Here is a 25,275-nt window from a genome sequence, read left to right on the forward strand (position 1 = left end):
CCGGTCGATCGGCTCGCCCGAACGCTTCGGGACGAAGCCGTACCTCGATCAGCGGCCCATCTTATCGGAAGCAACGCGCCAACACTCGCCTCGCTTACCCTTGGCGCACGCGACTCTCCATCACCCCGCACACACCGAATAAAAAAATTGCATCAAAACGCTTGTGCTCTGCAACAACCCTCTCTATAATTCGCCGCTTCAGTAGGCTCGTAGCTCAGCTGGTTAGAGCACCACCTTGACATGGTGGGGGTCGTTGGTTCGAGTCCAATCGAGCCTACCAACGCACAATAGAAGGGGTCCGGCAGCGTGCATTGCCCACAGGCAACGCAGCTCGCCAAACGATCAGACGCCGCGCGGCAAGTCCGCGCGGCGTTTTTCTTTTAGGCCGAGCGCAGCGCATGCAGTCCCAGCGCCAGCGCATTGAACGGCATCTCTCCCGATCCCATTCCGTAGTTCACGATGTTCGGCGCCGCATGCGGCCGGCTCAGCAGCGCGGGCACGATCCGCTCGCACGCATGGCCGTCGCCGTACGGATTGCTCGCGTGCGCCATCTCGTCGTACGCGCTGTCGCTGCCGATCAGGCGCGACGCTTCTTCCACGAGACGCTCCGCGTCCGTGCCGACGAGCCGCGCATTGCCGGCCTGGACGGCTTCCGGGCGCTCGCACGTGTCGCGCGTGACGAGCACCGGCTTGCCGAGCGCCGGTGCCTCCTCCTGGATGCCGCACGAGTCGGTGATGATGAAGTGCGCGCGCGACATCAGGAACACGAACGACAGGTACGCGGGCGGCTCGATCACGTGCAGGTTCGCGATGCCCTCGAGCAGCGCGCACATCGGCTCGTCGACGCCCGATTCGCCGTGCAGCGCATAGACGAACCGCACGTCGCGATGACGGCTCGCGAGGAGGCGCAGCGCATGCCCGAAGCACGCGCGCACGTCGCCGCCGTAGAAATGATGGCCGGACACCAGCACGATGCGGGCGTCGCCGGCGACGAACGGATAGCGCTCGACGATCGTGCGCGCGAACGCCTCGTCGCGTTCGAGGATGCGCCGCACGCCCTGCAGCGCGTCGATCAGCGTGTCGCCGCTCAGCACGACGCTGTCGGCCGGCACGCCCTCGCTGAACAGGTTGCGGCGCGCGCGCTCGGTCGGCGCGAAATGCCAGGTCGACACCGCATCGGTGATGCGGCGGTTCAGCTCCTCGGGCCACGGCGACCAGATGTCGCCGCTGCGCAGGCCCGCCTCGACGTGCGCGACCGGCAGGTAACGGTAGAACGCCGCGAGGCTGACCATCAGCGTCGTGATCGTGTCGCCGTAGACCACCACGGCATCCGGATGCAGCCGGTCGAACAGGTCGCCGACCGCATGCAGCAGGCCCGACGTCGCGTCGGCCTGCACGTGCCCCGCGTCCGTCAGGTTGAGCACGTAGTCGGGCGTGATGTCGAACAGTGCGAGCAGCGGGTCGAACGTCTCGCGCCGTCGCACCGTGACGCAGACCTTCGCGTCGATATTGCCGTGAGCCTTCAGCGCGCGCACGAGCGGCGCCAGCCCGGCCGCCTCTTGACGTGAGCCGAGCACAAACAGGAATTTCCGCATGTCGAACCTCGAATCGCTCCCTGATTCGTCCTGGCGCGGGAGTCTGTCCCGCGCGTGAATCGGCGGCGCAACGCAGCCGCGCTGCGTCATGGCCGGGGATCGTTTCGTCGTGGGGGCATGCATTGGCGAAGCGTCCTCGTACCCGCCATCTCATGGCGAGCGGCAAGTCATGTCATGTGTCGTACCTCGTCATGCCGTGGGTTCCGCCGGCTGAATGGATCGCCGCGCCGCGCGAGCGAGCGCGGTGGTATGTGGCGTGCTGCAAGTTTCAAACCAGCCGCGCCGCATTGGGCGGTCGCGTCGCACGGTGTGCTCGGCAGCCGATCGGCCGTAACGGAACGTTACGTACGTGATACGAGACGCGGCGCCCGCCCGACATGCGCGCCGCGGCGATCAACGCGTGTCCGCCGCCTGCGGCAATGCGCGAGACGCGGCTTGCGGGCCGTGCGGAGCGCAAGCCGCATGCATCGGCGACCGTTGCGCACGCATGGGGAGTTTCCCCCATGCCCGCACGGGCGTTGCACGTCCGAAGCGAAACGTTGCGTCCGTGAAACGGGCATCCGGCGCCCTTGCTGCGGCCGTCTCGCGGCAACTGCGCGCATGCACACAAGGCGCGGTGACGGCGTGAGGCCCGGCGGATGCGCTGTCGCAAAGGACGTCCCTCGCGCGCTGCAGACGGCTGATACGCCGATGAATCAAAAACCTGTCGGCCGCGTGCCCCGGGCCCCGGCCGACACGCGATCCCACCTTGCCGGACGGGGTGCGCCGCACGATGGCTCGGCCTTTGCTTCCGGTGAGGTGTGCGCCGTCCCGACGCTTGAACGACACGCTGCAAATACCGGGACGGTTGAATGCGACTGACACGAGGCCGGGGGGCGGTGTGAGAGGTCGGCATCGGCGGCGCCGCGCGCGGGAAGCGGCGCAGCGGATCGATGCGCCCTCCGCCGGCTCCCGTTGAATCCTGTACGTCAGCGACGGCGATCCCGGCGCGGACACGGGGATGAACGATGAAGGACTGTCGGGCGGGTTCGTTCTGCGTCGACGACGTGTTGCTGGTCGCGCTTGCCTGCACGCTCGCCGCATACGATGCGGCGCTGCCGTGTCCGGCCTGCCGCGATTTCGTCTTCCCGCCGCCGTATTCCGCCGCGTGGCTGTGGCTCGCGGCGCTGCTCGTCTGCGCGCGCAACGTGCGTGCGCTGCCGCGTTGCCCCAACCGCTTCCTGCGTGCGTCGCCCTGCCCGCTGCCGGCCTGGCCGTCGGGCTTGCACGTCGTCGCGGGCGCGATTTGTTGCGACCGGCTTTCTCGTGCGTGCGCGTCAAGCGCGCCGCGCGCCCTCGCCGCTTCCGTCGATTCGTCTGCGCCGCCCGTCGACGACGATGGCCACCTTCGCGAACCCGCTGCACCGCGCCGCAATGCGAGTCAGCACGGAGGCGGCGCTCGTCGCATCGTGACGCGGGCCCCGCCCGGCCGGCGCGCGGCCCTGCATGCGAGCGGCCGTGCGCGCGGCGCACACGCGTGTCGCACACCGGGCCGGCCCCTGCCGTGCAGCGTGCTGGCGCACCTGGTGTCGCTGGCCCCGACCGCTCCGCCGCCGTCACCCTGCGCTTTCTATCCGACGCCGGCCGGCTCGCTGACGCGCACCGTACGAGTGCGTCGCGCCGCGGGGCGCCGGCATCACGACGGCCGCGGCCGTCATCCCGAATCGTTTCGCCCGCGCGCCGAGCGTGCGTGCGCGCGGCACCGCTCACTTCACTGGAGGTAACGCGTCATGTGTGGGATCGTCGGCGCGGTCGCGCAACGGAACATCGTTCCGATTCTGATCGAAGGCTTACGCCGCCTCGAATACCGGGGCTACGACTCGTGCGGCGTCGCGACCGTCGTCGACGGCACGGCGCGACGCGAACGCAGCGTGTCGCGCGTCGCGGATCTCGAAGCACACGTCGTGAGCGCCGGGCTTGCCGGCAGCACGGGCATCGCGCACACGCGCTGGGCGACGCATGGCGCGCCGGCGACCTGCAACGCGCACCCGATCTTCTCGCGCGACGAGATCGCGCTCGTGCACAACGGCATCATCGAGAATCACGAATCGTTGCGCTCGCAACTGTCAGGCGAGCATTACGAATTCGACGGCCAGACCGACACCGAGGTCGTCGCGCACCTGATCCACAGCAAATACCGCGGCGACCTGCTCGCGGCCGTGCGCGACGCGACCTCGCAGCTGCACGGCGCGTATGCGATCGCGGTGTTCAGCAAGTCCGAGCCGCAGCGGCTCGTCGGCGCGCGAGTCGGCTCGCCGCTCGTGGTCGGGCTTAAGGACGGCGAGTGCTTCGTCGCGTCGGACGCGCTCGCGCTCGCCGGCATCACCGACCGCTTCATCTTCCTCGAGGAAGGCGACATCGTCGAGTTGACGGCCGGCCACGCACGGATCTTCGATCGCAACGGCGTGCAGGTCGAGCGCCCGGTGCAGACGGTGACGTCGGGCGACGGCGTGGTCGAGCTCGGCCCGTATCGTCACTTCATGCAGAAGGAGATCTTCGAGCAGCCGTACGCGGTCGCGGCGACGATTCCCGATGCGGGCCTGTTCGATCCGGCGGTGTTCGGGCCGGACGCGCGGCGCATCTTCGAGCAGATCGACAACGTGCTGATCCTCGCGTGCGGCACGAGCCATTATTCGGGGCTCACCGCGCGGCGCTGGCTGGAGACGATCGCGCGACTGCCCGCGCAGGTCGAGATCGCAAGCGAATACCGCTACAGCGACGCGCTCGCGCTGCCGAACACGCTGGTGGTCGTCGTGTCGCAATCGGGCGAGACGGCCGACACGCTCGCGGCGCTCAAGTACGCGCAGTCGCTCGGGCATCCGGACACGCTCGCGATCTGCAACGTGCCGACCAGCGCGATGATGCGGCAGACCAGCCTGCGCTTCCTCACGCGCGCGGGCCCGGAGATCGGCGTCGCGTCGACGAAGGCGTTCACGACGCAGCTCGTCGCGCTGTTCATCCTGTCGGTCACGCTCGGGCGGCTGCGCGGCTGCGTCGACGACGCGCAGCTCGCGCGCTATGCGACGCAGCTGCGGCGCTTGCCCGACGCGCTCGCCGACGTGCTCGCGCTCGAGCCGCAGATCGAACGCTGGGCGGAGGAATTCGCGCGCCACGAGAACGCGCTGTTCCTCGGGCGCGGGCTGCATTATCCGATCGCGCTCGAAGGCGCGCTGAAGCTGAAGGAGATCTCGTACATCCATGCCGAGGCGTATCCGGCGGGCGAGCTGAAGCATGGGCCGCTCGCGCTCGTCACGCACACGATGCCGGTCGCGACGATCGCGCCGAACGACACGCTGCTCGAGAAGCTGAAATCGAACATGCAGGAGGTGAGGGCGCGCGGCGGGCAGCTGTACGTGTTCGCGGATGCCGATACGCGGATCGACAACGGCGACGGCGTGTCGGTGCTGAGGATGCCGGACTACTACGGGCTGCTGTCGCCGATCCTGCACGCCGTGCCGCTGCAGCTGCTCGCGTATCACGCGGCGTGCGTGCGCGGCGCGGATATCGACAAGCCGAGGAATCTCGCGAAGTCGGTGACGGTGGAATGACGGGGAGGGCGGCCGGCGTTACGTTGCGCGCAACGCCGTCAGCTCGCGATCGAGTTGACGCCAGATGCTGCGGAAGATGAATCGGCGGCGGCAGATCGCGCGTCGGCAGCGGGCCTCGAAGCGGCTGAATGCGGACGTCCGCTGCTGGTCGAGCCAGGCGGAGATCTCGCGGATCACGTCTTCGTCGACGAACGCGAGCCACACGGGCGGAACGGGCGTCAGCAGGTTGCTGCCCAGCACCGGCGCGACTTCGTCGAAGAACGCCGCTTCCAGCGCGGCGCGCGACAGGTTCGGGCAGCGCTTGCGCAGCGACGCGGCGATATACGCGTAATCGACTTCGTTGTCGACGAACAGGTCGGACATCACGACCCAGCAGGCGTGCCGTTCGCGGAGGTCGAGTGCGGTTGTCATGCTGCGTGCAGCATCCTGTCGAAAGCCTTTGGTGCGGCCATTCTTGAGGCTCCCAACGGGCTTCGTCAACCGTCTTGCTGCAATGACGGGCTGCTAGAATCAGGCGCCCGATGCAGCGGCCGCGCCGCCTGCCGCTCGATCGCGGGTGCAACAGAACAACAACGCGCTTCGCGCCCGACTGAGAGCACGCCAAGCATGGCCGAGATCCATACCAAGACTTCCAATCGCATCGCCGCATGGCGGCCGAAGCGTGCCATCGCAACACTGGTCGCGAGCCTGCTGCCCGCGGCCGCCGCCCACGCGAGCGGCGACTTCGGCTGCGACCCCGGCGCGACGCTGCGCTACGACGCGTACACGTGCGCGGGCGTGCCGTTCCTGAGCCCGGCCAACGACACGCGGATCAACGCAATGCTGCTGATGGCCGACAGCAGCAAGCTGGGCGACGTATTCCCGAATCCGGCCTCGGTCGCGCCGGCGGACCGCGCGTCGCGGCTCGCGGTGCCGTTCTCGTACGACTTCTCGGGATGGATCGACATCGGCCAGAAGGTGATGACGATGCAGCTCGCCGACGGCGCGGAATCCGACGCCTACGCGGACGGCGAGGGCGGCCTCTGCCGCAGCGCGTCGTCGGGCACCCGGGCGTTCAACGAAGCACTGAGCGCCGCGAAGGGGCTGCCGGGCGACGACGCGACACGCCTGCGTGCGGCGCGCGCGGACATGGTGAAAGCCTGCGCGCCGTGCGCGAACGGGGCAGGCTGGGCGAAGCCGGCCGGCCTGCAGTCGCCGCTCGGCCAGCAGTTCGCCGCGTACCTCGACGGCGCGCACGCGTTCTACGCGAGCGACTTCGCCGATGCGGCCGAGATCTTCGGCGGCCTGCGCAACAGCGCCGATCCGTGGCTGAAGGAAGCCGCGCTGTACATGGTCGGCCGCGCGCAGCTCAACGTCGCGCAGGCCCAGGCGTTCGGCCCCGATAATGACGCGATGCACCCCGACCGCGTCGACAAGGCTGCGCTCAACGCGGCCGACACTGCGTTCCGCGATTATCTGAACGCGTATCCGCACGGCCGCTACGCGCCGTCCGCGCTCGGCCTGCAGCGGCGCATCGCGTGGCTTGGCGGCGACACGGCGCGGCAGGCCGCCGTCTACGACAAGGCGTTCGCCGCCTGGTCGCCGGCCGCGTCGAACGTCCCGCTCGGCCAGCTCGCGAACGAGCTCGACAGCAAGATGCTGATGTCGCTCGGCGACGACACGAGCCGCATTCAGTCGCCCGCCGTGCTCGCGCTCGTCGACCTGATGAACATGCGGTCCGCGGACATGGTGTACTGGACCGACCGCAAGCCGAAGCCACTGACGCTGAGCGAACTGCGCGCGCAGAAGCCGCGCTTCGCCGCCGCGCCGGCGCTGCACGACTACCTGCTGGCGACGTACCACGTCTATGTCGACAAGCAGCCGCAGCAGGCGCTCGCGCTGCTGCCGGCGTCGCCCGGCGCGTCGCTCGACTACCTCGCGCTCAGCCAGCAGACGCTGCGCGGCTTCGCGCTCGAGGACACCGGCCAGCCCGCGCAGGCCCGGCAGCTGTGGGAACGGTTGATCCCGCTCGCGAAGTATCCGCTGCAGCGCGAAGCGCTGGAGCTCGCGCTCGCGATCAACCTGGAGCGGGCAGGGCAGATCGCGCCGATGTTCGCGGCAGGCTCGCTGATCCGCAGCCCGGCAATCCGGTCGATCGTGCTGCAGCACGACGCCGACGCGGACCTGCTGCGCCGCGAAGCGCAGAACCGCTCGGGCGACGCTGCGCTGCGCGAGATCGCACTGGCCACGCTGCTGTACAAGGAACTGACGCGCGGCCACTACGCGGCGTTCCTCGACGACCTGGCGCTCGTGCCGGCCAAGCCGTCGGACGCGTTGAAGGCCTTTGTGCAGACGGGCGGCGTCAGCGACGGCGAGTACGCGTGTCCGTCGATCCGCGACATCGCCGCGACGCTGAAGCGGACGCCGGGCGATCCGAAGGGACACAATTGCGTCGCCGAATTCGTGCGGCGCCATCCGCCCGTCTACGGCGACGACGCCTCGTCGTTCGGGCGATCGCCCGCGGACCCGCGCCTGGCGACGTCGAAGCAAGCGCCGCCGTCGCTCGGCAGCGCGCCGTCGCAGTTCCAGGGCGGCGCCTACGCGCGGATCGACAGTTACCGGAAAGTGATCGGCAACGCGCAGGCGCCGGCCAACGATCGCGCGTATGCGCTGTATCGCGCGGTGAGCTGCTTCGCGCCGGCGGGCTACAGCGAGTGCGGCGGCAACGACATTCCGACCCGCACGCGCAAGCAGTGGTTCAGGACGCTGAAGGCCGCGTATCCGCGCAGCCAGTGGGCGCAGTCGCTGCAGTACTACTGGTGACGCACCGCTGCGGCCTCAATGCAGATGCCGCAGCTTGTCCGGGTTGCGGACCACGTAGATCGCCGCGACCTTGCCGTCCTCGATCTCGAGCGCGGTGGTCTGCAGCTCGCCGTCGGCCTCCAGCGTGACGAAGCCCGGCAGCCCGTTGATGAAGCCCGCGCGCACGAGCGTCGACGCGTTCTTGCGGAACAGCTCCGCGAGATATTCATGGACCTTCATCACGCGCTCGAAGCCGAACACCGGCTGGCCGGCCGCCGACCGCTTGCCGCCGCCGTCCGCATGCAGGCTCACGTCCTCGGCGAGCAGCGCGCCGAGCGCGCGCATGTCGCCGCTGCGCGACGCGGCGAAGAACGCCTCGGCGATCTCGACGCCGCGCTGCTTCTCCACGTGAAAGCGCGGCCGCGCTTCGCGCACATGGGTGCGCGCCCGCGCGGCGAGCTGCCGGCACGCAGCCGGCTCGCGCCGGATGGTCGCGGCCACTTCGTCGAACTCGAGGCCGAACACGTCGTGCAGCAGGAACGCCGCGCGCTCCAGCGGCGACAGGCGCTCGAGCGCGAGCATCAGCGGCAGCGTGACGTCCTCCTGCTCGTCCTCTTCGACCACCGGCTCGGGTAGCCACGGGCCGACGTAGGTCTCGCGCTGGTGCCGCGCGGACTTCAGCTGGTCGAGGCACAGCCGCATCACCATCCGGCGCAGGAACGCCTCGGGCACGCGCACCTCGCTGCGGTCGACGTCCATCCAGCGGATGAACGCCTCCTGCACGATGTCCTCGGCATCGGCGACCGAGCCGAGCATCCGGTAGGCGACGCGCACGAGCAGGCGGCGCAGCGGGTCGAAGCTCGCCGCTGCGTCCGTTGCGTCTGCTGTTTCTGCTGCGGCGGCGGGATCGCGCTCCGGCGTCATGCCGCGGCCTGCGCCGCGTTCGCGGCAGACGGGTCGACCCACATGCCGAAGCCGACGGCGAGCCGGTTCCAGCCGTTGATCACGTTGATCATCAGCGTGAGCTTCACCTGTTCCTCCTGCGTAAAGTGGTCGTTCAGCGTCGCGTACGCGTGCTCGTGCGTGTGGCCTTCGGAGAGCCGCGTGAGCGCATCGGTCCAGCCGAGCGCCGCGCGTTCGCGCTCGGTGTAGCAGGGCGCTTCGCGCCACGCGGACAGCAGGTACACACGTTGCTCGGTCTCGCCGTTCGCGCGCGCTTCGGCGGTATGCATGTTAATGCAGTTCGCGCACGCGTTGATCTGCGATGCGCGGACCTTGACCAGCTCGATCAGCGTCGGCTCGAGGCTCGCTGCAGCGGCGATCGACGTGCTCATCCAGTGCTTCATCAGCGACGGGGCGGCGGCGAACGGGTCGAGTTTGGCAGTCATGGTTCCATCTCCTTGTGTGTGGGTTCCGATGACATGACGAGCGAGCCCCCCGCGTGTGTGACATGCGCGCAAAATTTTTTTGCGGCGTGCGTGCGAGCGCTGATCTTCCGACGATTACGTCGATCGGGCCGCCGGCAACCGGATGCGCACGCAAGCGTCGCAACGACGAAGGCTTTCATTCCTCTTGCGTCGCCGTTTCATTCCAATCGCGGGTCGCGACATTCACATTTCTGGGCCATACTGCTCTGCACGGGCGGACGAATCGACGCCGCATCAGTGGTCCCGCCCGTCGCAGCATCGAAGGTCGCACGTCAGTCGCGCGCACCGAGCGCGGGGCTTCCCTTTCCGGCAACGCAGCTAATCGCGACGTGGACGGTCAACCGATGAGCCTCCTTGCATCCCAGCTTCAGCGCCGCTACCGCGGCGTTCGTGCGCACAGCATCGAACTGACCGCGACGCTGTCCGCCGAAGACCAGGCCGTGCAGTCGATGCCCGACGCGAGCCCGGCCAAGTGGCATCTCGCACACACGACGTGGTTCTTCGAGACGGTCGTGCTGTCGCGCCGCGTCGCGGGATATGCGCCGTTCGACGACGCGTACCGTTTTCTCTTCAATTCCTACTACGAATCACTCGGCCCACGCCATCCGCGGCCGCAACGCGGGCTGCTGACGCGTCCGTCGCTCGACGAGGTGCGCGCGTATCGTCATTACGTCGACGAAGCGATGCTGAAGGCGATCGAGCTCGCGGATGTGGCGATGCTGGAAGCGATCGCGCCGGAGATCGAGCTCGGGCTGCAGCACGAGCAGCAGCACCAGGAGCTGATCGTCACGGACATGCTGCATGCGTTCTCGTGCAATCCGCTGCGGCCGGCGTTCCGGCCGCGCGACGGCGCGAGCGACGTCGATCCGCACGCAGCGGCCGGCGCGCTGCGGTGGCTGCGCCAGCCGGGCGGGCTCGTCGAGATCGGCCACGACGGCAACGGTTTTTCGTTCGACAACGAACGGCCGCGTCACACTGCGCTCGTGCAGCCGTACGAGATCGCGGATCGCCTCGTGACCAATGCGGAGTTCGCCGCGTTCGTCGCCGACGGCGGTTACGCGCGCCCCGAGTTCTGGCTGTCGGACGGCTGGGCGACGGTCCAGCGCGACGGCTGGCGCGCGCCCGCGTATTGGCTCGACGACGACGCCGAAGCGGCGCCGCACGATGTGCCGCACCGCGCATCGCGCGCGTTCGGACTGCACGGCGTCGAGCCGCTCGCGCCCGCCGCGCCGGTGTGCCACCTGAGCTTCTATGAAGCGGCCGCGTATGCGGAGTGGGCGGGCGCGCGGCTGCCGACCGAATTCGAATGGGAAGCCGCATACGGCGCGGATGGCGTGCGGCAGATGACGGGACACGTGTGGCAATGGACGCGCTCGTCCTACGACCCGTATCCGGGTTTCCGGCCGCTCGCGGGCATCGCGGCCGAATACAACGGCAAGTTCATGGTCGGCCAGCTGGTCCTGCGCGGCAGCAGCATCGCGACGCCGCCGGGCCACGCGCGGCCGACGTACCGCAACTTCTTTCCGCCGGCCGCGCGCTGGCAGTTCACGGGAGTCCGACTTGCGCGAGACGTCTGACCTGGCGGCCACGAGCGGTGGCCTGCAATCCGCCCGCGATCCGCGGCCCGTCGCATTCGAGCGCGACCTGATCGACGGGCTGTCGCGCCGGCCGCGCAGCATCCCGCCGAAGTACTTCTACGACGCGGCCGGCTCCGTGCTGTTCGACCGCATCTGCGCGCTGCCGGAGTACTACCCGACGCGCACCGAGCTCGGCATCCTGCGCGCGCACGCGACGGAGATCGTGCGGCGCGTCGGCCCGCATGCGGACATCGTCGAGTTCGGCGCGGGCTCGCTCGCGAAGATCCGCATCCTGCTCGATGCGTTTTCCGCGGAACGCGCGCCCGCGCGCTACGTGCCGGTCGACATTTCCGCGGACTACCTGCACGAGGCGGCCGCGCGCCTGCGCGCCGCGTATCCGTGGCTCGACGTCGCGCCGATCGCCGCCGACTACACGAAGGCCGAGCAGCTCGTCGCGCTGGCGGCCTCGTCGCGCCGCCGCATCGGCTTCTTTCCCGGCTCGACGATCGGCAATTTCTCGCCGGACGAAGCCGACGCGTTCCTGCGCGACGCGGCGCGGCTGCTGCGCGGCGGCGCCTTGCTGGTCGGCGCCGATCTCGTGAAGGACGAAGCCACGCTGCATCGCGCGTACAACGACGCGCAGGGCGTGACCGCGGAGTTCAACCTGAACCTGCTCGCGCGCGCGAACGCCGAGCTCGGCGCGGATTTCGATCTCGACGGCTTCACGCATCACGCGTTCTACGATCCGCAACGGCAGCGCATCGAAATGCATCTCGTCAGCGGGCGCGCGCAGACCGTGCGCGTATGCGGCCGCACGTTCCGCTTCGACGCCGGCGAGCGGATCCATACGGAGAACTCGTACAAGTTCACCATCGACGGTTTTCACGCGATCGCGCGGCGCGCGGGCTTCGAGCCCGATGCGGTGTGGACCGACGACGCGCGCCTGTTCAGCGTGCACTGGCTGCGCAGCCCGGGCGACATTCGCGCGTGACGATGCGCCGCGCAGCGCGTTGCGCAACGCTTCGCGGCGACCGTAAACACCCGTTACCAGTCTCGCAGACCCGTAGCACCTGTATCGGTGCCGCACGCCTACACTCCGAACCGTATTCACTGGAAGCACGTCAAGTGCAGGGAGTCTCGGGATGAACAGGAAACTTCTCCTCGGTGCCGTTCTCGGTGTCGCAGCGCTGGCAGCCTCGGGCGTTGCATCGGCTCACGTCGACGTCGCGGTCGGCATCGGCGTGCCGGGCGTCTATGCGCCCCCGCCCCCGGTGTACGTCGCGCCGCCCGTCACGTACGCGCCGGTCGGCTATCGTTACGACGACTGGCGCGCCCGCGAATGGCGGGAGCGCGAGTGGCGCCGCCATGAATGGCGCGAGCATGAGTGGCGTGAACGCGAATGGCGCGATCGCGGCCGCTGGGATTGACCTGTAACCACCGGCGTCAAGGCCGGATCACAACAACAAGGAGGAGGAATCGCATGACCACCATTCGACACATCGGGAAACTGGCGCTCGCCGCCGGCGTGGCGCTCGCGACGATCGGCAGCGCGCACGCGGCGGGCTGCATGAAGGGCGCGGTCGTGGGCGGGGTCGCCGGCCACTACGCGGGCCACCATGCGGTGGTGGGTGCGGTCGGCGGCTGCATCGTCGGCCATCACCTGGCCAAGCAGCACGCGCAGGAGCAGGCGGCGCAACGCAAGGCCGCCGCGCAGGGCATGCAACCGGCGCAGTAAGCACGGCAAACGCGCCGTGCGCGTCAGCGTTCCGGCCGCCCCGGCGCGAACGCGCACATCGCCAGCGGCGCGACCACGATCGCCGCGCCGGTGAAGAACATCGCCGGCGCGCCGAAGCGCTGCCAGATCCATCCGGCGATCGCGCTGGCGAGCAGCATCGCGACCCCGCTCGCGAGATTGAACAGCCCGAACGCGGTGCCGCGCCATTCGGCCGGCGCGGTATCGGCGACCATCGCCGCGAGTATCCCCTGCGTGAACCCCATGTGCAGCCCCCACACCGCGACGCCGGTCAGCACCGTCGCGGCATCGGCGCGCGCGCCGAGCAGCAGGTCGGCGCCGATCAGCAGCGCCATGCCGATCGCGAGCAGTGCGCGCCGGTCGAGCCGGTCCGACATGACGCCGACCGGATACGCGGACAGCGTATACGCAAGGCTCATCACGACCATCACCGACGGCACCCACGCGATGTCCATCCCGGTCTGCTGCGCGCGCAGCACGAGGAACGCCTCGCTGAAGCGCGCGAGCGTGAACGTCGCGCCGATCGCGACGATGAACCAGTAGCGTCGCGAAAACGCGCGCAGCGCGCGCCGGTCGAGCGGCGAGCGGAACGGGCTGGCGCGGCCCGCCTGCGCGGTGTCGGGCTCGCGCACGCCGAGCAGCAGCACGGCGAGCGTCGCGAACGCGGGGATCGACGCAAACCACAGCACCGTGCGAATGTGATCCGCGAACGCGAACATCAGCGCGATCGCGAGCAGCGGGCCGCCGACCGCGCCGACGGTGTCCATCGATTGCCGCAGCCCGTAGCACGCGCCGCGTATCGCGGGCGGGGCGACGTCGGCGACGAGCGCATCGCGCGGCGCGCCGCGGATGCCCTTGCCGAAGCGGTCGACGAGGCGCGCGGCGATCACGAGGCCCGGCCCGTGCGCGAGCGGGAACAGCGGCTTCGTCAGCGCGGCGAGCCCGTAGCCGGCGAGCAGCAGCGCCTTGCGGCGGCCGAGCCAGTCGCTGATCGCGCCCGAGAAGATCCGCACGATCAGCGCGGTCGATTCGGCCACGCCTTCGAGCACGCCGAGCGCGACGACGCTCATGCCCATCGTCGTCACGAGGTACACCGGCAGCAGCGCATGCACGAGCTCCGACGACAGGTCCATCAGCAGGCTGACGTACCCCAGCGCCCACACGGTGCGGGGGATCGCGGGTCGGGACGAGACGGTGGTGGGCGATTCCATCGGATCTCCACGATGCGCCGGGCGGGCGCGGTCAGGTGAGTGTCGCGCCGGGCGGACGGTGTTTCAACTGCCGGCACGCGTGAATTGGTCTGATGAATGTGCGCCGTATCCCGAGTTACGATTATTTACAACGTGAGCATGTCGCGAATCGGCGCGTTCGTACAATGCAATCACCTCAATGCGCTCCAAGGAGCAACAGATGAAACAACGACGCTTCCTGCCCGCGCTCGCAGCGGCACTTCTCGCGCTCGGCGCGGTTTCGGCACACGCGGCGGCAGGCGGTAACGGCGGTGGCGGCGGTCATGGCGGGGGCGCGGGCGGCTCCGGCGGCCACGCCGGCGGTATGTCGGGCGGCCACATGAGCGGCGAGGCCATGTCCAATTCGAACGGCCACAAGTCCGGCGACCGCGACCAGGGCCTCGCGCGCGCAGCCGACCGCTCCGACACGATCGCCGGTCGCGCGGGTGCGCAGCCGGGCCATGTGCACGGCCACACCGCGCACGCGACCTCGCATACGCATCACTCGAAGCACAACGCGTTCGGCCACACGCTGTAAGCGTCCGGTCCGCGCAAACGAAAAAGGGCGCCCGGGTGAAACCCGAGGCGCCCTTTCTCATGGCTGCGCGAAACGCTCAGCAGCGGCCTTTCTTGGCCTGCCCAGGCGGACAGAAGCCGTTGCCCGGGCCGCCCTGCGGCGCGACCACGACCGGCGCGTCCGGCACATACACTGCGCATCCGCTCAGTACGCTCGACAATCCGGCTGCCGCCAGCAGCGCGATTACCGCTTTCTTCACTTCGTTCTCTCCATTCGAAAAGGAGAGGGCCGCCAGCGGCCCCCTCCGGCCAGATCGTCAAGACGTGCGCTTCACCTTCGTCAGAACGCGAAGTTGACGTTCGCCTGGCTCGTCGTCGCGTTGACGCTCGTTGATTGCGTCGCACCCGACGCGGCATCCGCCTCGATCGTGTACTGGCCCGCGGCGCTCGGCGCGGCAGCCAGCGCGACCGGCAGCGTACCCGTGAACGTGCCGACGATCGGCGCGGCGGTCGGCACCGACAGCGCGTACGCGCCGTTATCCAGGTTCGCGTTCGCCGACGTGATCTCGTACGAAGCCGCATCGATCGACTGCAGCGCGCGCACCAGCGCGTTCGCGGTCGGGGTCACGGTGCCGCTGACCGTGCTCATCGTCGAGGCCGGCAGTGCGATCGGTACGTTCGACGTCGACACGGCCGTGGTCGTGTTCACGACGACCGGCACCGCGCGGACGACGCCCGACGCGACGTTGTGCTGCACGATCACGACGTCGTAGTTGCCCTGCGTCGAGCTCTGGACCAGCGGCGACAGCACGAACTTGCCGGTGCCGTCGGCCACCGTGCCGCGCACGACCTTGCCGCCCTGTTCCGCGTATACGGTCGCGCCGGCTTCGGTCGGCGAAACGAAGCCCGAGATCGCGCCGCTCACGACGGTCGGCGTCGCGGTCACGACCGGCTTCAGCGCATACGAGCCGTTGCCGTGCTGCACGACCGACTTGCACGCATTGAAGTCGAGCACCAGATCGACGAGCGTGTTCGGCTGGACCGTGAACGGGCTGATGATCTTGATGCCGCTTTGCGTCGCGCTGGGCGTCTCGAGCGGCTGCTCGGCGCCGCCCGTCGGCACGACCGAGTTCGCGAGCGTATTGCCCTGGTTCGGCGCGAGCACGAGGCGGACCTGCTGGTACTGGCCCGCCGGCAGCGCGGTCTGGCCGAGGTCGGCGAGCGCGCCGTTGGTCAGCGACAGCAGGTCGATCTTCTGCTGCGCCGGCAGCGCGACCGTCGACCAGCCGGCGTCGTTGTCGCCGGCGTTCGAGTTCATGTTGACGCGCACCTGCGACACGGTGACGAACACGTGGTCGAAGCCGCACGACGGCGCGTCGGTCATCGCGACGTGCAGCGTGCCGGTCTGCCCGCCGGGGCTGCCGCCGCCATCGCCGCCGCCGCAGCCGGCGAGCGCGAGTGAAAAGACGGATGCGCAGGCAAGCGTCTTAAGCAAGTTGTTCATGACGAACTCCCTTCCTTCGTTTCTTGTGTGGGTGCCCGGAGAATAGTGCTGGCGCGTCGTTGCGATTCGTCAAATTTGCAACGAGGCGTAACCGGCTGGTGAAAACGCGTGGCGCGGCAGGCTTTCAGACGGGCAACGGCACGCAGGCCGATGAAAGGGGGAAGCAGTTTTGCGGCGTTGCGATACGGGCCGCAGACGCCGTTGCGCAAGGCAGGATGAAAGAGCGGGGCGACCGCAGGACCGGCCGCCCCGTCGAGTTACCGTCCGCCGCTCGCGAGCGGCTCGCGCGCGAACAGCGCGTCGACGTCGCGCGCCCGCACGAAGCGCGCCGCGTCGTCGCCGTCGGCGAGCGCCCGGAAATGCGCTTCGCCGCACGCAAGCTTCGCGCGGTCGTGCTCGCGCGGCGCGTCGTCGTCGGCGCTGCGCGGCGTATCGACGACGAAGTACAGGCGCGCGTCGCCGTCCCCGCCCGCGAGCACTGCCCAGTCGGGGTGATAGCTGCCGAGCGGCGTCTGCACCTCGAACCAGCGCGGCAGCTTCGCGTACAGCTGCACGTCGTCGCGCGCCTCGAGCGCGTCGGCGAACGCGCGCTCGGCGTCGGTCTCGCACACCACCGCCTCGTGAATCGACTTGCGCGCGTCCGTGCGCAGGTTGCGCAGGTAGCCGGTCAGCGCTTCGCTCTCGAACGATTCGAGCGCGTGCACGTGCCGTTCGCCGAGCTTGCGGTACGTGATGCCGTCGACGAGCGCGAGCCGCTTGCAGCGGTTGATCGCGTCGGCCGCGAGCGCGATGAACTGCTGCGGGTTGAGCCGGAAGTCGTCGAGGCGGCCGCTGTCCGCGAGGATCGTCGCGAGCGAGCGGCGCGTGAGCTGCGTGCGGTCCTGCAACTCGGTGAGCAGGTCGGGCAGCAGCAGCGCACCTTCGTCGATCAGCACCGTGCCGGCGCCCGTCACCTCGATCGCCTCGACGCCGGCCTTGCCGATGTCGATCTCGGCCTTGCGCCACTGCAGCCGCGCGCGCGCCACCTCGGGCGCGTCGCGCAGCGCGGCCGCGCAATCGCTCACGAGCTTCGCGTTGTCGAACTGCACGCGGTACACGGTGCGATGCTTGATGCGCTCCCACAACGCGCGGAAGTCGCGGCCGAGCACCACCGCCTTGCCCGACGGGTCGCGGCGCAGCGCGATCTCGCGACGCTCGTCCGCGTTGCGCACCGCGAAGCGGCCGGACACCTTGCGCAGCGTCGCGACGATTGCCGCGCGCAGCGTCTCGAACGCGGGCGGCAGCACGAGCGCACTTTGCCGCAGCGCGTCCTTCAGCCGGTCGAGCACCTTGCCCTGCGCGTCGATGTAGCCGTGCTCGCGCAGGTGCGTCCACAGCACGCCCGACAGCTCGATGCCGAGCGCATGCGCGGGGCCGTCGCCTTCCTGCACCGCGAGCGCCGCGAACTGGTGTTCCTCGACGATCCCGAAGCGGATGCCCGTATCGGCCTCGATCTCCTTCTGCAGGTTCTCCGCGAAGCTCTCGTAGCGCTCGGTCGCGATCACGGTGAGCGTGTTCACGCCCGGATCGCGCACCCGTTCGCCGTCCTGGTCGACGGCGAGCCGCAGCCCGCGGCCGAGCGTCTGGCGGCGCTCGCGCTCGGTCTGGATGTCGCGCAGCGTGCAGATCTGGAACACGTTCGGGTTGTCCCAGCCTTCCTTCAGCGCCGAGTGCGAGAAGATGAACTTGAGCGGCGTGTCGAACGACAGCAGCGCTTCCTTCTCGCGCATGATGAGGCCGTACGCGCGCTCCGCGTTCTCGCGGCTCGCGGCGCTGCTCTCGCTGGTGTCGGTCCAGCCGCCCTTGCGGTCGATCGAGAAGTAGCCGTTGTGCGCCGCCTCGACCTCGCGCGCGACGTCGACGCCGTCGAACAGCGCGCGATACGCGGGCACGCGCGCCGCGCGCGCATATTCCTCTTCGAAGATCAGCGCGTAGTCGCCTTTCACGGGCGTGCCGTTCTCGTCGTACCGGCGGTAGCGCTCGACCGAATCGACAAAGAACAGCGACAGCACCTTCACGCCGCGCTCGGCGAGCCGCAGCTCCTTGTCCAGGTGCTCGCGGATCGTGCGGCGGATCATCTCGCGCTGCACGGCGAGCGTGTCGATGTCGCCGTACGCCTCGCCGAGCGACAGGAACGCCTCGCCCGCCGGATGGCGCAGCTCGAGGTATTCCGCGCCCTTGGCCGCATGCACCTCACCGATCCGCAGGCCCGCGTACAGCGCCCGCTTCGTCACGCGTTCGAGATCGTCGCCGTCGGTCACGGACGCGATCTGGCGCTTCACGCCGGCCGCCGTCGCGACGTCGAGCTCGACGCGCGCGGCGATCGCGCCACGCCGGTTCGACACGCCGACGAGCCGCAGGTACGGCTTGTTGTGCGCATCCTCGACGATCGCCGACGCGATCTCGATCTGCTTGACGAGCTTGCGCTCGTACGCGTCGACCGCGTCGAGCCGGTACACCATGTGGTGCCGGTCGACGTGGGTCGCCGAGTAGCGCAGCGTGCACAGCGGGTCCATCGCGGCGAGCGCCTCGCGGCCGCGGCCTTCGAGTCCGCCGTCGACGCTTTGCGGCTCGTCGACGATCACGATCGGCCGGGTCGCGCGGATCAGGTCGATCGGCTTCTCGCCGCCGGTCTTCTCGCTGTCCTTGTAGAGGTTGTTGACGTCCTTCTTGTTGATCGCGGCGACCGTCATCACCATGATCTGGATCGTCGCGCTCGCCGCGAAGTGGCGCACCTGGCCGAGCTTCGCGGAGTCGTACAGGAAGTAGTCGTACGGCATGCCCGCGTACAGGCCGCGGAAATGGTCCTCGGTGATCAAGAGCGTCTTGTGCACGCCTTCCTTGATCGCGACCGACGGCACGACGATCACGAACTTCGTGAAGCCGTAGCGGCGGTTCAGCTCGAAGATCGTGCGCAGGTACACGTAGGTCTTGCCGGTGCCGGTCTCCATCTCGACCGTGAAGTCGCGCGAGGCCGGGTCGCCGGACGGCGGCAGCCCGCCGCGCAGCTGCACGTCGGCGAGATTGCGCGCGAGCGCGTCGGCGGTGATCGACAGGTGGTTGCCGACGCCGCGCTCCGACAGCGCGAAGCCGAGCGCCGTCTGCGCGGCCGCCGACGTGCCGGGCGCCGCGTTCGCGAGCACGCTGAAGTCGCCGCGGCACGCTTCCTGCCCGCGAAACAGGTCGCAGACGGCGTCGATCGCCTCGCGCTGGTAGTCGAGATCCGCTTCGAAATGCAGCCGCATCACAGGCTCCGCACGCGCTTCACGCCGTGCTGCTCGAGCAGCGCGGCGAGATTGAGCTTCGCGACGTCGTCGACGAAGCCGCTGTCGCGGAACAGGCAGGTGACGTCGCGCGTCGTGCCGTGCGCGTCGAGCAGCGCGACGATGCCGTCGGCGAGCGGCTCGGCGTCGTCGCGCGACACGCGCGCGTCGAAGCACGCGACCACCGACGGCCCGATCAGGTGGACCGTCTTGCCGGCCACCGCGTGATGCGTGACCGGCGTGCACAGGTCGAGGCCGAGCTTCAGCGTCAGCTCGGCGAGCAGGTCGTCGTCGCTGCGGCCGGTCTTCACATGCTCGACGGATGCGAACAGCGCATGGTCGAAATCGTCGCGGCGCGGGTCCCACTCGATCACGTTGGTCGTGTCGAGCCGGTACACGCGAAAGCCGAGGTCGCCGTAGCTCTCCGGATAGTCGCGCGCGACCTGCTGCGCGGCGCGGCGCAGGCGTTCCTTGGTCAGCTCGGCGAGCGTTGCGGGCTTCTTCAGCTTCGCGCAGAACTCGGCCGCGGCCTGCTGCGCCTTGTCGCGGCCGTCGAGCGGCTCGGGCAGCTGCACGAGCACGTAGCGGCGCGCACCGCCGTCGGTCGCGTTGAGCTGCATCACCGCGTGGCCGGTCGAGCCGGAGCCCGCGAAGCAGTCGACGACGATGTCGTCGCCGCGCGTGCACCAGCCGATCACCGCCGCCGCGAAATCGACCGGCTTCGGCTGCTCGAACGGCACGCCGAGCGCCTTCAGCAGCGCGTCGTCCGAGCCGCCGAACGGCAGCACCGACGGCACGTTCTCGTACATGTTCTCGTCGAGGTAGTAGATCCGCTGCGGCTGCGTGGTCTCGTCCGCGCCGAACTCGATCAGCCCGCGCTCGAGCAGCGCCTGCATCGTCGCGGGCGGATTGCGCCAGCCGCGCTCCGGCATCGCGCACGGCTTGCCCGTGACCGGGTGCACGAGCGGCACGAAGTACTCGTCCGGCGCCTTCTTCTTGTTCGGCCACGCCATCGACACGAGGCGGTACACGCGCCCGTCCTCCGACAGCCGGTCGTACATCACCTCGCCGCCGGACAGGCCGGTCTGCGTCTTGACCCACGCCCGGTACGCCTGCGCGGCGTCCGCAGCGGTGCCGCTGCGACGCACGAGGTCGTATGCCGCGTCGAGCATGCGCTGCGCGTTGCGCTTCGGGCGCTTGAGCGGCGTCGCTTCGTGCAGCGCCTCCGCGTTGCGCGCGAACAGCACGAGCGATTCGTGCTGGTACGCGACGCCGCGAGCGTCGCCCTTCGGGTTGCGCTTGTCCCACACGGCCACGCCGAGCTCGTTCTCCTCGCCGAAGATCTCGCGCAGCATCAGCACCAGCGCATGCACCTCGTGCTCGTCGATGTGCACGGCGATCAGCCCGGCGTCCGACAGCAGCGCGTGCGCGAGCTTCAGGCGCGGGTACATCATGTTCAGCCAGTCGGTATGGAACCGGCCGTTCGCCTCGGTGTTGGTGCTGCGCTTCACGCCGCCGTCGGTCTGGCCGGTGACCGCGAGGTAGTGGCGCAGGCTGTCGCTGAAGTCGTCCGGGTACACGAAATCGCTGCCGGTGTTGTACGGCGGATCGATGTAGACCAGCTTCACCTTGCCCGCGTAGCTCTTGTGCAGCAGCTTCATCACGTCGAGGTTGTCGCCCTCGATCACGAGGTGGCGGGTGTCGTCCCACGCGACGCTGTCGGCCGGGCAGGGCCGCAGCGTGCCGGTCGACGGCGTGAGCGCCGCCTGCCGCGCGCGGCGCTTGCCGTGCCAGTGGAAGCCGTATCGTTCGTCGGCGTCGCCGACCGTGCGATCGCCGACCAGCGCCTTCAGCGCGTCGACGTCGACCGATGCGCCGCCGGGGCCTTCGGTCACGAGTTCGGGGAACAGCGCCTTCAGGCGCGCGACGTTGTCGGCGGTGAAATCCGTCGACTTCGCCTGCGGGCTCGCCGCATCGAGTTTGTGCATCGTCTTTTCCATCCTGGGCCCGGCCGCGCCGCGCCCGGACGTCGGGCGCTGTCGCGGCGCCGGCGGCCGGGGCCGCCGCGGGCGAACCCGAAACGCTAGCGAGTCGGTCGGCGCAGGTCAAGCACCGGTGTGTGCCGGTATGCGCCGGAAATCGGCCCGCCGGGCCGGATCGCCCGCCGGACGGGCGCGGCGGGGCGGCGGCCGCGTTGTCGCAACATGCGGCGCGCGGGCCGGAAAACGACCAAAACGGATCGAACAACGGCGGAAAAGGGACCGGAACGCCCGACGAAAAAAAGGGGCACGGACGGCGCGGTGCGCCGGCGTGCCCCGAGGGAGCGTTCGGGAATGAGGGTCGCGGGCAGGGCGCACAGCGCCCCGCACGGGGTCAGAAGCGGGTGCGGATGCCGGTCGTCAGTTCGAGCTGGTTGTTCGAGCCAAACGTCGACGACACCTTGTAGCCGCCGTGCAGCTTCATGTAGTCGCCCGCCAGATAGACTTCGGTGCGCTTGCTCAGGTGGTAGAAGATCGAGCCGTAGATCGTTTCCTTGAAGCCGCTGCCGACGCCGTTGGTCAGGCTGAACGCGCCGAGGTTCGCGTTCGGCGTGAAGCCGTCCGAGTTGTACGCGGCGTTCTTGGTGCGCATCTGCTGGTAGCCGAGCTCGTAGTCGAGCGGGCCTTGCGGCGCGATCTTCATCGACACGGTCCACGCGTCGTCGTGGCGCTGGCCGAGCGAGCCCTGGTCGCCGTTGTAGCGGAAGTAGCCGGCATTCACGCGCACGATGCTGAACGTGTAGTTGCCGCCGGCCGAGAACGTCTGGTTCCGGAAGCCGTTGTGGTTCACGTGGCTGTAGAAGCCCGACACGTTGAACGGCCCGCCGTTGTAGCCGAGCGCGACCTGGTACGCGGAGCCGTTCGCGAACTGGGTCGAGTTGCTGAACTGGTAGCCCGCTGCCGCGAAGATGCCGTTGCTGAACAGCTTCTTCCACGCGATGCCGTTGTTGTAGCGCGTGCCGGTCGGGCCGGCCGCGTAGAAGATCATCTGCTTGAAGTTGTTCGAGTTGGTCCAGCCGCCTTCCTCGGTGGTCAGCTGCGCGGTGCCGTACGCGTCGCCGTAGATCGCCGCCGCGTCGCGCGCGATCGTGTTCTGGAAGCCGGCCGTCAGCTTGCCGAAGCGTTCGTCCTGGACGCCGACCCACGAATCGCGGTCGAAGATCTGGCCCGAGTCTTCCATCTGGCCGTTCGCGACCACGTATTCGCTTTCGAGGCGGAAGATGATCTTCGTGCCGCCGCCGATGTCCTCGGCGCCGCGCAGGCCCCAGCGGCTGCCGCTGAACCACGGCTCGCCGTCGTTGCCCATGCCGATCACGTGCTTGCCGTTCGCATCCGCGTGCGTGCGGTAGGTCGGGAAGCTCAGGTCCATCAGGCCATAGAGCTGCACGCTCGATTGCGCGTGCGCCTGCGTCGCGGCGCACAGCCCCGCCGCGATGGAAAGGGCCAGGTATTTTCGTTTCAAGATCGTCTCCTCCGAGCTGCCGCATTGAAATTCGGTTGTTGGCAGTACGTAAATGTATGCCGTCTCCTGCCGGCCCCTGCGAGATGACCGACGCGTAGCATCGTAGAGCGTGCAATCCTTCGTGCCGCTTTCGCGGGCTTGCAGATCGGATCAGTGAAAACACCGAACGACGGCAACGCACCGGAGTCCTTAGGGATGCCCGAGGCCGGGCGGACGGGGGAGAGCGGGATCGTTCGCGCCGCGCGCGGGGTCCCGCGGCGTGTGCGTGAATACAACAGTGAACGCGAAGGATGCGCAGCCGGGCACAGGCGTGCGCAAGCGCTGCCGCTCGCGCGGCAGGCCGTGGGGACGCGCGGCGTCAGCCTTGCGCGGTCTTCGCGCGCAGGATGTAGCCGAGCCCGCGCAGCGTGATGATCTCCGCCGTGCTGAGCGCGAGATGCTTGCGCAGCCGGTGGATGTAGATGTCGATCGCGTCCGCGCTCGGCTCGTCGTCGAGCGCGAACACGCTGTCCATCAGCCGCGCCTTCGACACGGTCTTGTTCTGCTGCAGCATCAGCGTCTCGAGGATCGCGTGCTCGCGGCGGCGCAAGGCCAGCGGCACGTCGTGGCAGCGGAATTCGCGCGTGCCGAACGCGTAGACGAGATCACCGCACACGAGCTGGGTCGCACCGACGCCCGCCTGGCGGCGGATCAGCGCGCGGATCCGCGCCACCAGCTCGCGCGACTCGAACGGCTTGACGACGTAGTCGTCGGCGCCCGCGCCGAAGCAGTCGACCTTGTCGTCGACCGAGCCGTGCGCGGTCAGCATCAGCACCGGCACGTTGTCGTTGCGGCGCCGCAGGCGGCTGAGCACTTCCTTGCCGCTGATGCCCGGCAGCCGCATGTCGAGCAGCACCGCGTCGTAGCGTTCGGTCTTCAGCACCGCGTCGGCGCGTTCGCCGTCGCCGACGCTGTCGACCGCGAAATCCTCGCCGCGCAGCAGGTTCACGATCCAGTGCGCGAGCTCGGCGTTGTCTTCGACCAGCAGGAGTTTCATCAGACGTTCTCTTCAGACATAGGCGGGCAGCCGCACGGTCACCACGACCCCGCGGTTGCCGGGCCCCGGCGCGAGCGACGCCATGCCGCCGTGCGCCTGCGCGATCTCGCGCACGATCGCGAGGCCGAGCCCCGAGCCTTCAGTATCGCTCGACACGCGGTAGAAGCGCTTGAATACGTGCGGGCGCGCCTCCGCCGGAATGCCGGGGCCGTTGTCGATCACGTCGAGCACGACCGTGTCGCCGTCGCGCCGCGCGGCGACCGTCACGCAGCCGCCCGGCTGCGTGTAGCGCACCGCGTTGTCAACGAGGTTCATCACGAGCGCGGTCAGCAGGCTGTCGCTGCCCGTCACGTCGAGATGGTCGCCAAGGTCCGCGCCGAGGTCGATGTTGCGCCGCTGCGCGAGCACGATCGTCTCCTCGAACACGCTCGATACGACCGCGGCCAGATCGACGCGATGCGTGAGCAGCGTCGACGGCGTCGCCTCCGCGTGCGCGAGCAGCAGCAGCTTGTCGGTCACGTCCGCCATCTTGCGGCTGCTGCGCTGCATGCTGTCGAGCATCGCGGTCAGCTCCGGATCGTCGCGCTCGCGCTGCTGCGCGTACTGGATCTGCGTGTCGAGCACCGCGATCGGCGTGCGCAGCTGGTGCGCGGCGTCGGCGATGAAGCGCCGTTGCGTCGCGGTATGCGTGTTCAGCCGCGCGATGCACTGGTTGATCGCGTCGACGATCGGCCGCAGCTCGTGCTGCAGCCGCTCGGGGCGGATCGGCTCCAGCTCCATCGGCCCGCGGTCGGCGACGTCGTCCTTCAGCTTCATCAGCGGCCGCAGCTCGAAGGTGAGGCCGAGATACACGAGCACGACCGCGAGCAGCAGCATCAGCGACAGGCGCGCGAGCTGCGGCCGCCAGATCGTGTCGAGCATCGCGGCGCGCGAGCGCGTCGTCTTCGCGACCGCGACCGTCACCGTCTCGACCTGTCCTTCGTTGTACAGCTGGCGATCGTACGCGACCGCGCGCAGCACGATGCCGTCGAGCGCGGTGCGGTACAGCGTCGGCTCGACGCCGTGCCGCGCGGGCACGTCGAGCTCGGGGTTGCCCGCGAGCAGCCGGCCGTGGCCGTCGATCACCTTGTAGAACACCGAGTCGCGCGACGGCGACTCGAAAATCTCCAGCGCGGCCGGCGGCACGTCGGCCGCCAGATAGCCGTTGCGCCACTCGACGTCCTCGCCGATCGTGCGCGCGGACGCGACCAGCGCGCTGTCCTGCACGAGGTCGGCGGTGCGCCGCGCGGTGTCGTACGACATCGCGCCCGCGATCAGCACGAACACCGCGAGCGGCAGCAGCAGCCACCAGAGGAGCCGCCCGCGCAGGCTGTGCGTCATCCTTTCCCGCTCCTTCTTCTCAATGCCGAACCGCGCCGGAGCCGGGAAGGCTTCGGGCGCGGTCGGGGTCAGACTGGGTCGCGCGGC

At 69.3% G+C, this 25,275-nt stretch carries 19 protein-coding genes and 1 tRNA gene; 8 read left to right on the forward strand and 12 right to left on the reverse strand.

All coding sequences use genetic code 11. The features are described 5' to 3' along the window. The first annotated feature begins 203 nt into the window (after positions 1-203). Positions 204-280 (forward strand) — tRNA-Val (locus B7P44_RS00085). A 100-nt stretch (positions 281-380) separates the two neighbouring features. Here B7P44_RS00085 and wecB read toward each other — a convergent pair. Continuing rightward, entirely contained in the window at positions 381-1,595 is a 1,215-nt protein-coding gene (gene wecB / locus B7P44_RS00090) for a non-hydrolyzing UDP-N-acetylglucosamine 2-epimerase (protein ID WP_084899301.1), read from the reverse strand. A 1,769-nt stretch (positions 1,596-3,364) separates the two neighbouring features. Between wecB and glmS the strand changes: the two genes are divergently transcribed. Further along, positions 3,365-5,182 carry a glutamine--fructose-6-phosphate transaminase (isomerizing) gene (gene glmS / locus B7P44_RS00100; protein WP_084899307.1) on the forward strand — a complete coding sequence of 606 codons (1,818 nt, stop codon included), beginning with the start codon at positions 3,365-3,367 and terminating at the stop codon, positions 5,180-5,182. 18 nt (positions 5,183-5,200) lie between these two features. On the opposite strand, the gene B7P44_RS00105 is transcribed toward glmS, so the two are convergent. Continuing rightward, positions 5,201-5,593, reverse strand: a complete 393-nt coding sequence (locus tag B7P44_RS00105) for a DUF7079 family protein (RefSeq protein WP_084899310.1) — start codon at positions 5,591-5,593, stop codon at positions 5,201-5,203. A gap of 195 nt (positions 5,594-5,788) precedes the next feature. Here B7P44_RS00105 and B7P44_RS00110 point away from each other — a divergent pair, with 195 nt between their 5' ends. Beyond that, positions 5,789-7,984, forward strand: coding sequence for a PA5441 family protein (locus tag B7P44_RS00110; RefSeq protein WP_231716633.1), 2,196 nt, complete (start codon positions 5,789-5,791; stop codon positions 7,982-7,984). A 15-nt stretch (positions 7,985-7,999) separates the two neighbouring features. On the opposite strand, the gene B7P44_RS00115 is transcribed toward B7P44_RS00110, so the two are convergent. Both B7P44_RS00115 and B7P44_RS00120 read right to left on the reverse strand, forming a co-directional pair. Beyond that, positions 8,000-8,887 (reverse strand): sigma-70 family RNA polymerase sigma factor, encoded by an 888-nt coding sequence (locus B7P44_RS00115; RefSeq protein ID WP_084899313.1) that lies wholly within the window; start codon positions 8,885-8,887, stop codon positions 8,000-8,002. After that, the gene (locus B7P44_RS00120) at positions 8,884-9,351 is read right to left on the reverse strand and encodes a carboxymuconolactone decarboxylase family protein (protein ID WP_084899315.1); all 468 of its coding nucleotides are present in this window, start codon (positions 9,349-9,351) and stop codon (positions 8,884-8,886) included. Before B7P44_RS00120 ends, B7P44_RS00115 begins: the two co-directional genes overlap by 4 nt. A gap of 383 nt (positions 9,352-9,734) precedes the next feature. Between B7P44_RS00120 and egtB the strand changes: the two genes are divergently transcribed. The 4 genes from egtB to B7P44_RS00140 all read left to right on the forward strand — a co-directional run bounded on the left by egtB (position 9,735) and on the right by B7P44_RS00140 (position 12,702). Next, positions 9,735-10,967 carry an ergothioneine biosynthesis protein EgtB gene (egtB, locus tag B7P44_RS00125; RefSeq protein WP_084899318.1) on the forward strand — a complete coding sequence of 411 codons (1,233 nt, stop codon included), beginning with the start codon at positions 9,735-9,737 and terminating at the stop codon, positions 10,965-10,967. After that, positions 10,951-11,958 (forward strand): L-histidine N(alpha)-methyltransferase, encoded by a 1,008-nt coding sequence (gene egtD / locus B7P44_RS00130; RefSeq protein WP_084899320.1) that lies wholly within the window; start codon positions 10,951-10,953, stop codon positions 11,956-11,958. Before egtB ends, egtD begins: the two co-directional genes overlap by 17 nt. Before the next feature lie 151 nt (positions 11,959-12,109). Then, on the forward strand, positions 12,110-12,394 hold the full coding sequence (locus B7P44_RS00135) for a hypothetical protein (protein WP_084899323.1): 285 nt from the start codon (positions 12,110-12,112) through the stop codon (positions 12,392-12,394). 53 nt (positions 12,395-12,447) lie between these two features. Next, positions 12,448-12,702, forward strand: coding sequence for a hypothetical protein (locus B7P44_RS00140; RefSeq protein ID WP_084899326.1), 255 nt, complete (start codon positions 12,448-12,450; stop codon positions 12,700-12,702). Positions 12,703-12,725: 23 nt separating this feature from the next. Here the strand turns inward: B7P44_RS00140 and B7P44_RS00145 are convergent, their stop codons facing one another. Further along, positions 12,726-13,931, reverse strand: a complete 1,206-nt coding sequence (locus B7P44_RS00145) for an MFS transporter (RefSeq protein WP_084899328.1) — start codon at positions 13,929-13,931, stop codon at positions 12,726-12,728. A 199-nt stretch (positions 13,932-14,130) separates the two neighbouring features. On the opposite strand from B7P44_RS00145, the gene B7P44_RS00150 reads away from it, so the two are divergent. Next, entirely contained in the window at positions 14,131-14,487 is a 357-nt protein-coding gene (locus B7P44_RS00150) for a hypothetical protein (protein WP_084899331.1), read from the forward strand. A 76-nt stretch (positions 14,488-14,563) separates the two neighbouring features. On the opposite strand, the gene B7P44_RS35830 is transcribed toward B7P44_RS00150, so the two are convergent. The 7 genes from B7P44_RS35830 to B7P44_RS00180 form a co-directional block, all read right to left on the reverse strand. Next, positions 14,564-14,725 carry a hypothetical protein gene (locus tag B7P44_RS35830; protein ID WP_088511389.1) on the reverse strand — a complete coding sequence of 54 codons (162 nt, stop codon included), beginning with the start codon at positions 14,723-14,725 and terminating at the stop codon, positions 14,564-14,566. 80 nt (positions 14,726-14,805) lie between these two features. After that, the gene (locus B7P44_RS00155) at positions 14,806-15,969 is read right to left on the reverse strand and encodes a DUF4382 domain-containing protein (RefSeq protein WP_084899333.1); all 1,164 of its coding nucleotides are present in this window, start codon (positions 15,967-15,969) and stop codon (positions 14,806-14,808) included. Between the two features lie 257 nt (positions 15,970-16,226). After that, entirely contained in the window at positions 16,227-19,253 is a 3,027-nt protein-coding gene (locus B7P44_RS00160; RefSeq protein ID WP_084899336.1) for a type III restriction-modification system endonuclease, read from the reverse strand. Further along, positions 19,253-21,259, reverse strand: coding sequence for a site-specific DNA-methyltransferase (locus B7P44_RS00165; protein WP_088511462.1), 2,007 nt, complete (start codon positions 21,257-21,259; stop codon positions 19,253-19,255). Before B7P44_RS00165 ends, B7P44_RS00160 begins: the two co-directional genes overlap by 1 nt. Positions 21,260-21,644: 385 nt before the next feature. Further along, positions 21,645-22,772: a porin gene (locus B7P44_RS00170; protein ID WP_084899341.1), complete on the reverse strand. Its 1,128-nt coding sequence runs from the start codon at positions 22,770-22,772 to the stop codon at positions 21,645-21,647. 358 nt (positions 22,773-23,130) lie between these two features. Beyond that, complete coding sequence (locus B7P44_RS00175) at positions 23,131-23,808, reverse strand: response regulator (RefSeq protein ID WP_084899343.1); 678 nt, start codon at positions 23,806-23,808, stop codon at positions 23,131-23,133. Positions 23,809-23,820: 12 nt separating this feature from the next. After that, a complete protein-coding gene (locus tag B7P44_RS00180; protein WP_084899345.1) occupies positions 23,821-25,188 on the reverse strand; it encodes a sensor histidine kinase in 1,368 nt (455 codons plus the stop codon). Positions 25,189-25,275: the final 87 nt, after the last annotated feature.

The organism is Burkholderia ubonensis subsp. mesacidophila (assembly GCF_002097715.1).
In the GTDB taxonomy this organism is placed as follows: Bacteria; Pseudomonadota; Gammaproteobacteria; order Burkholderiales; family Burkholderiaceae; genus Burkholderia; species Burkholderia mesacidophila.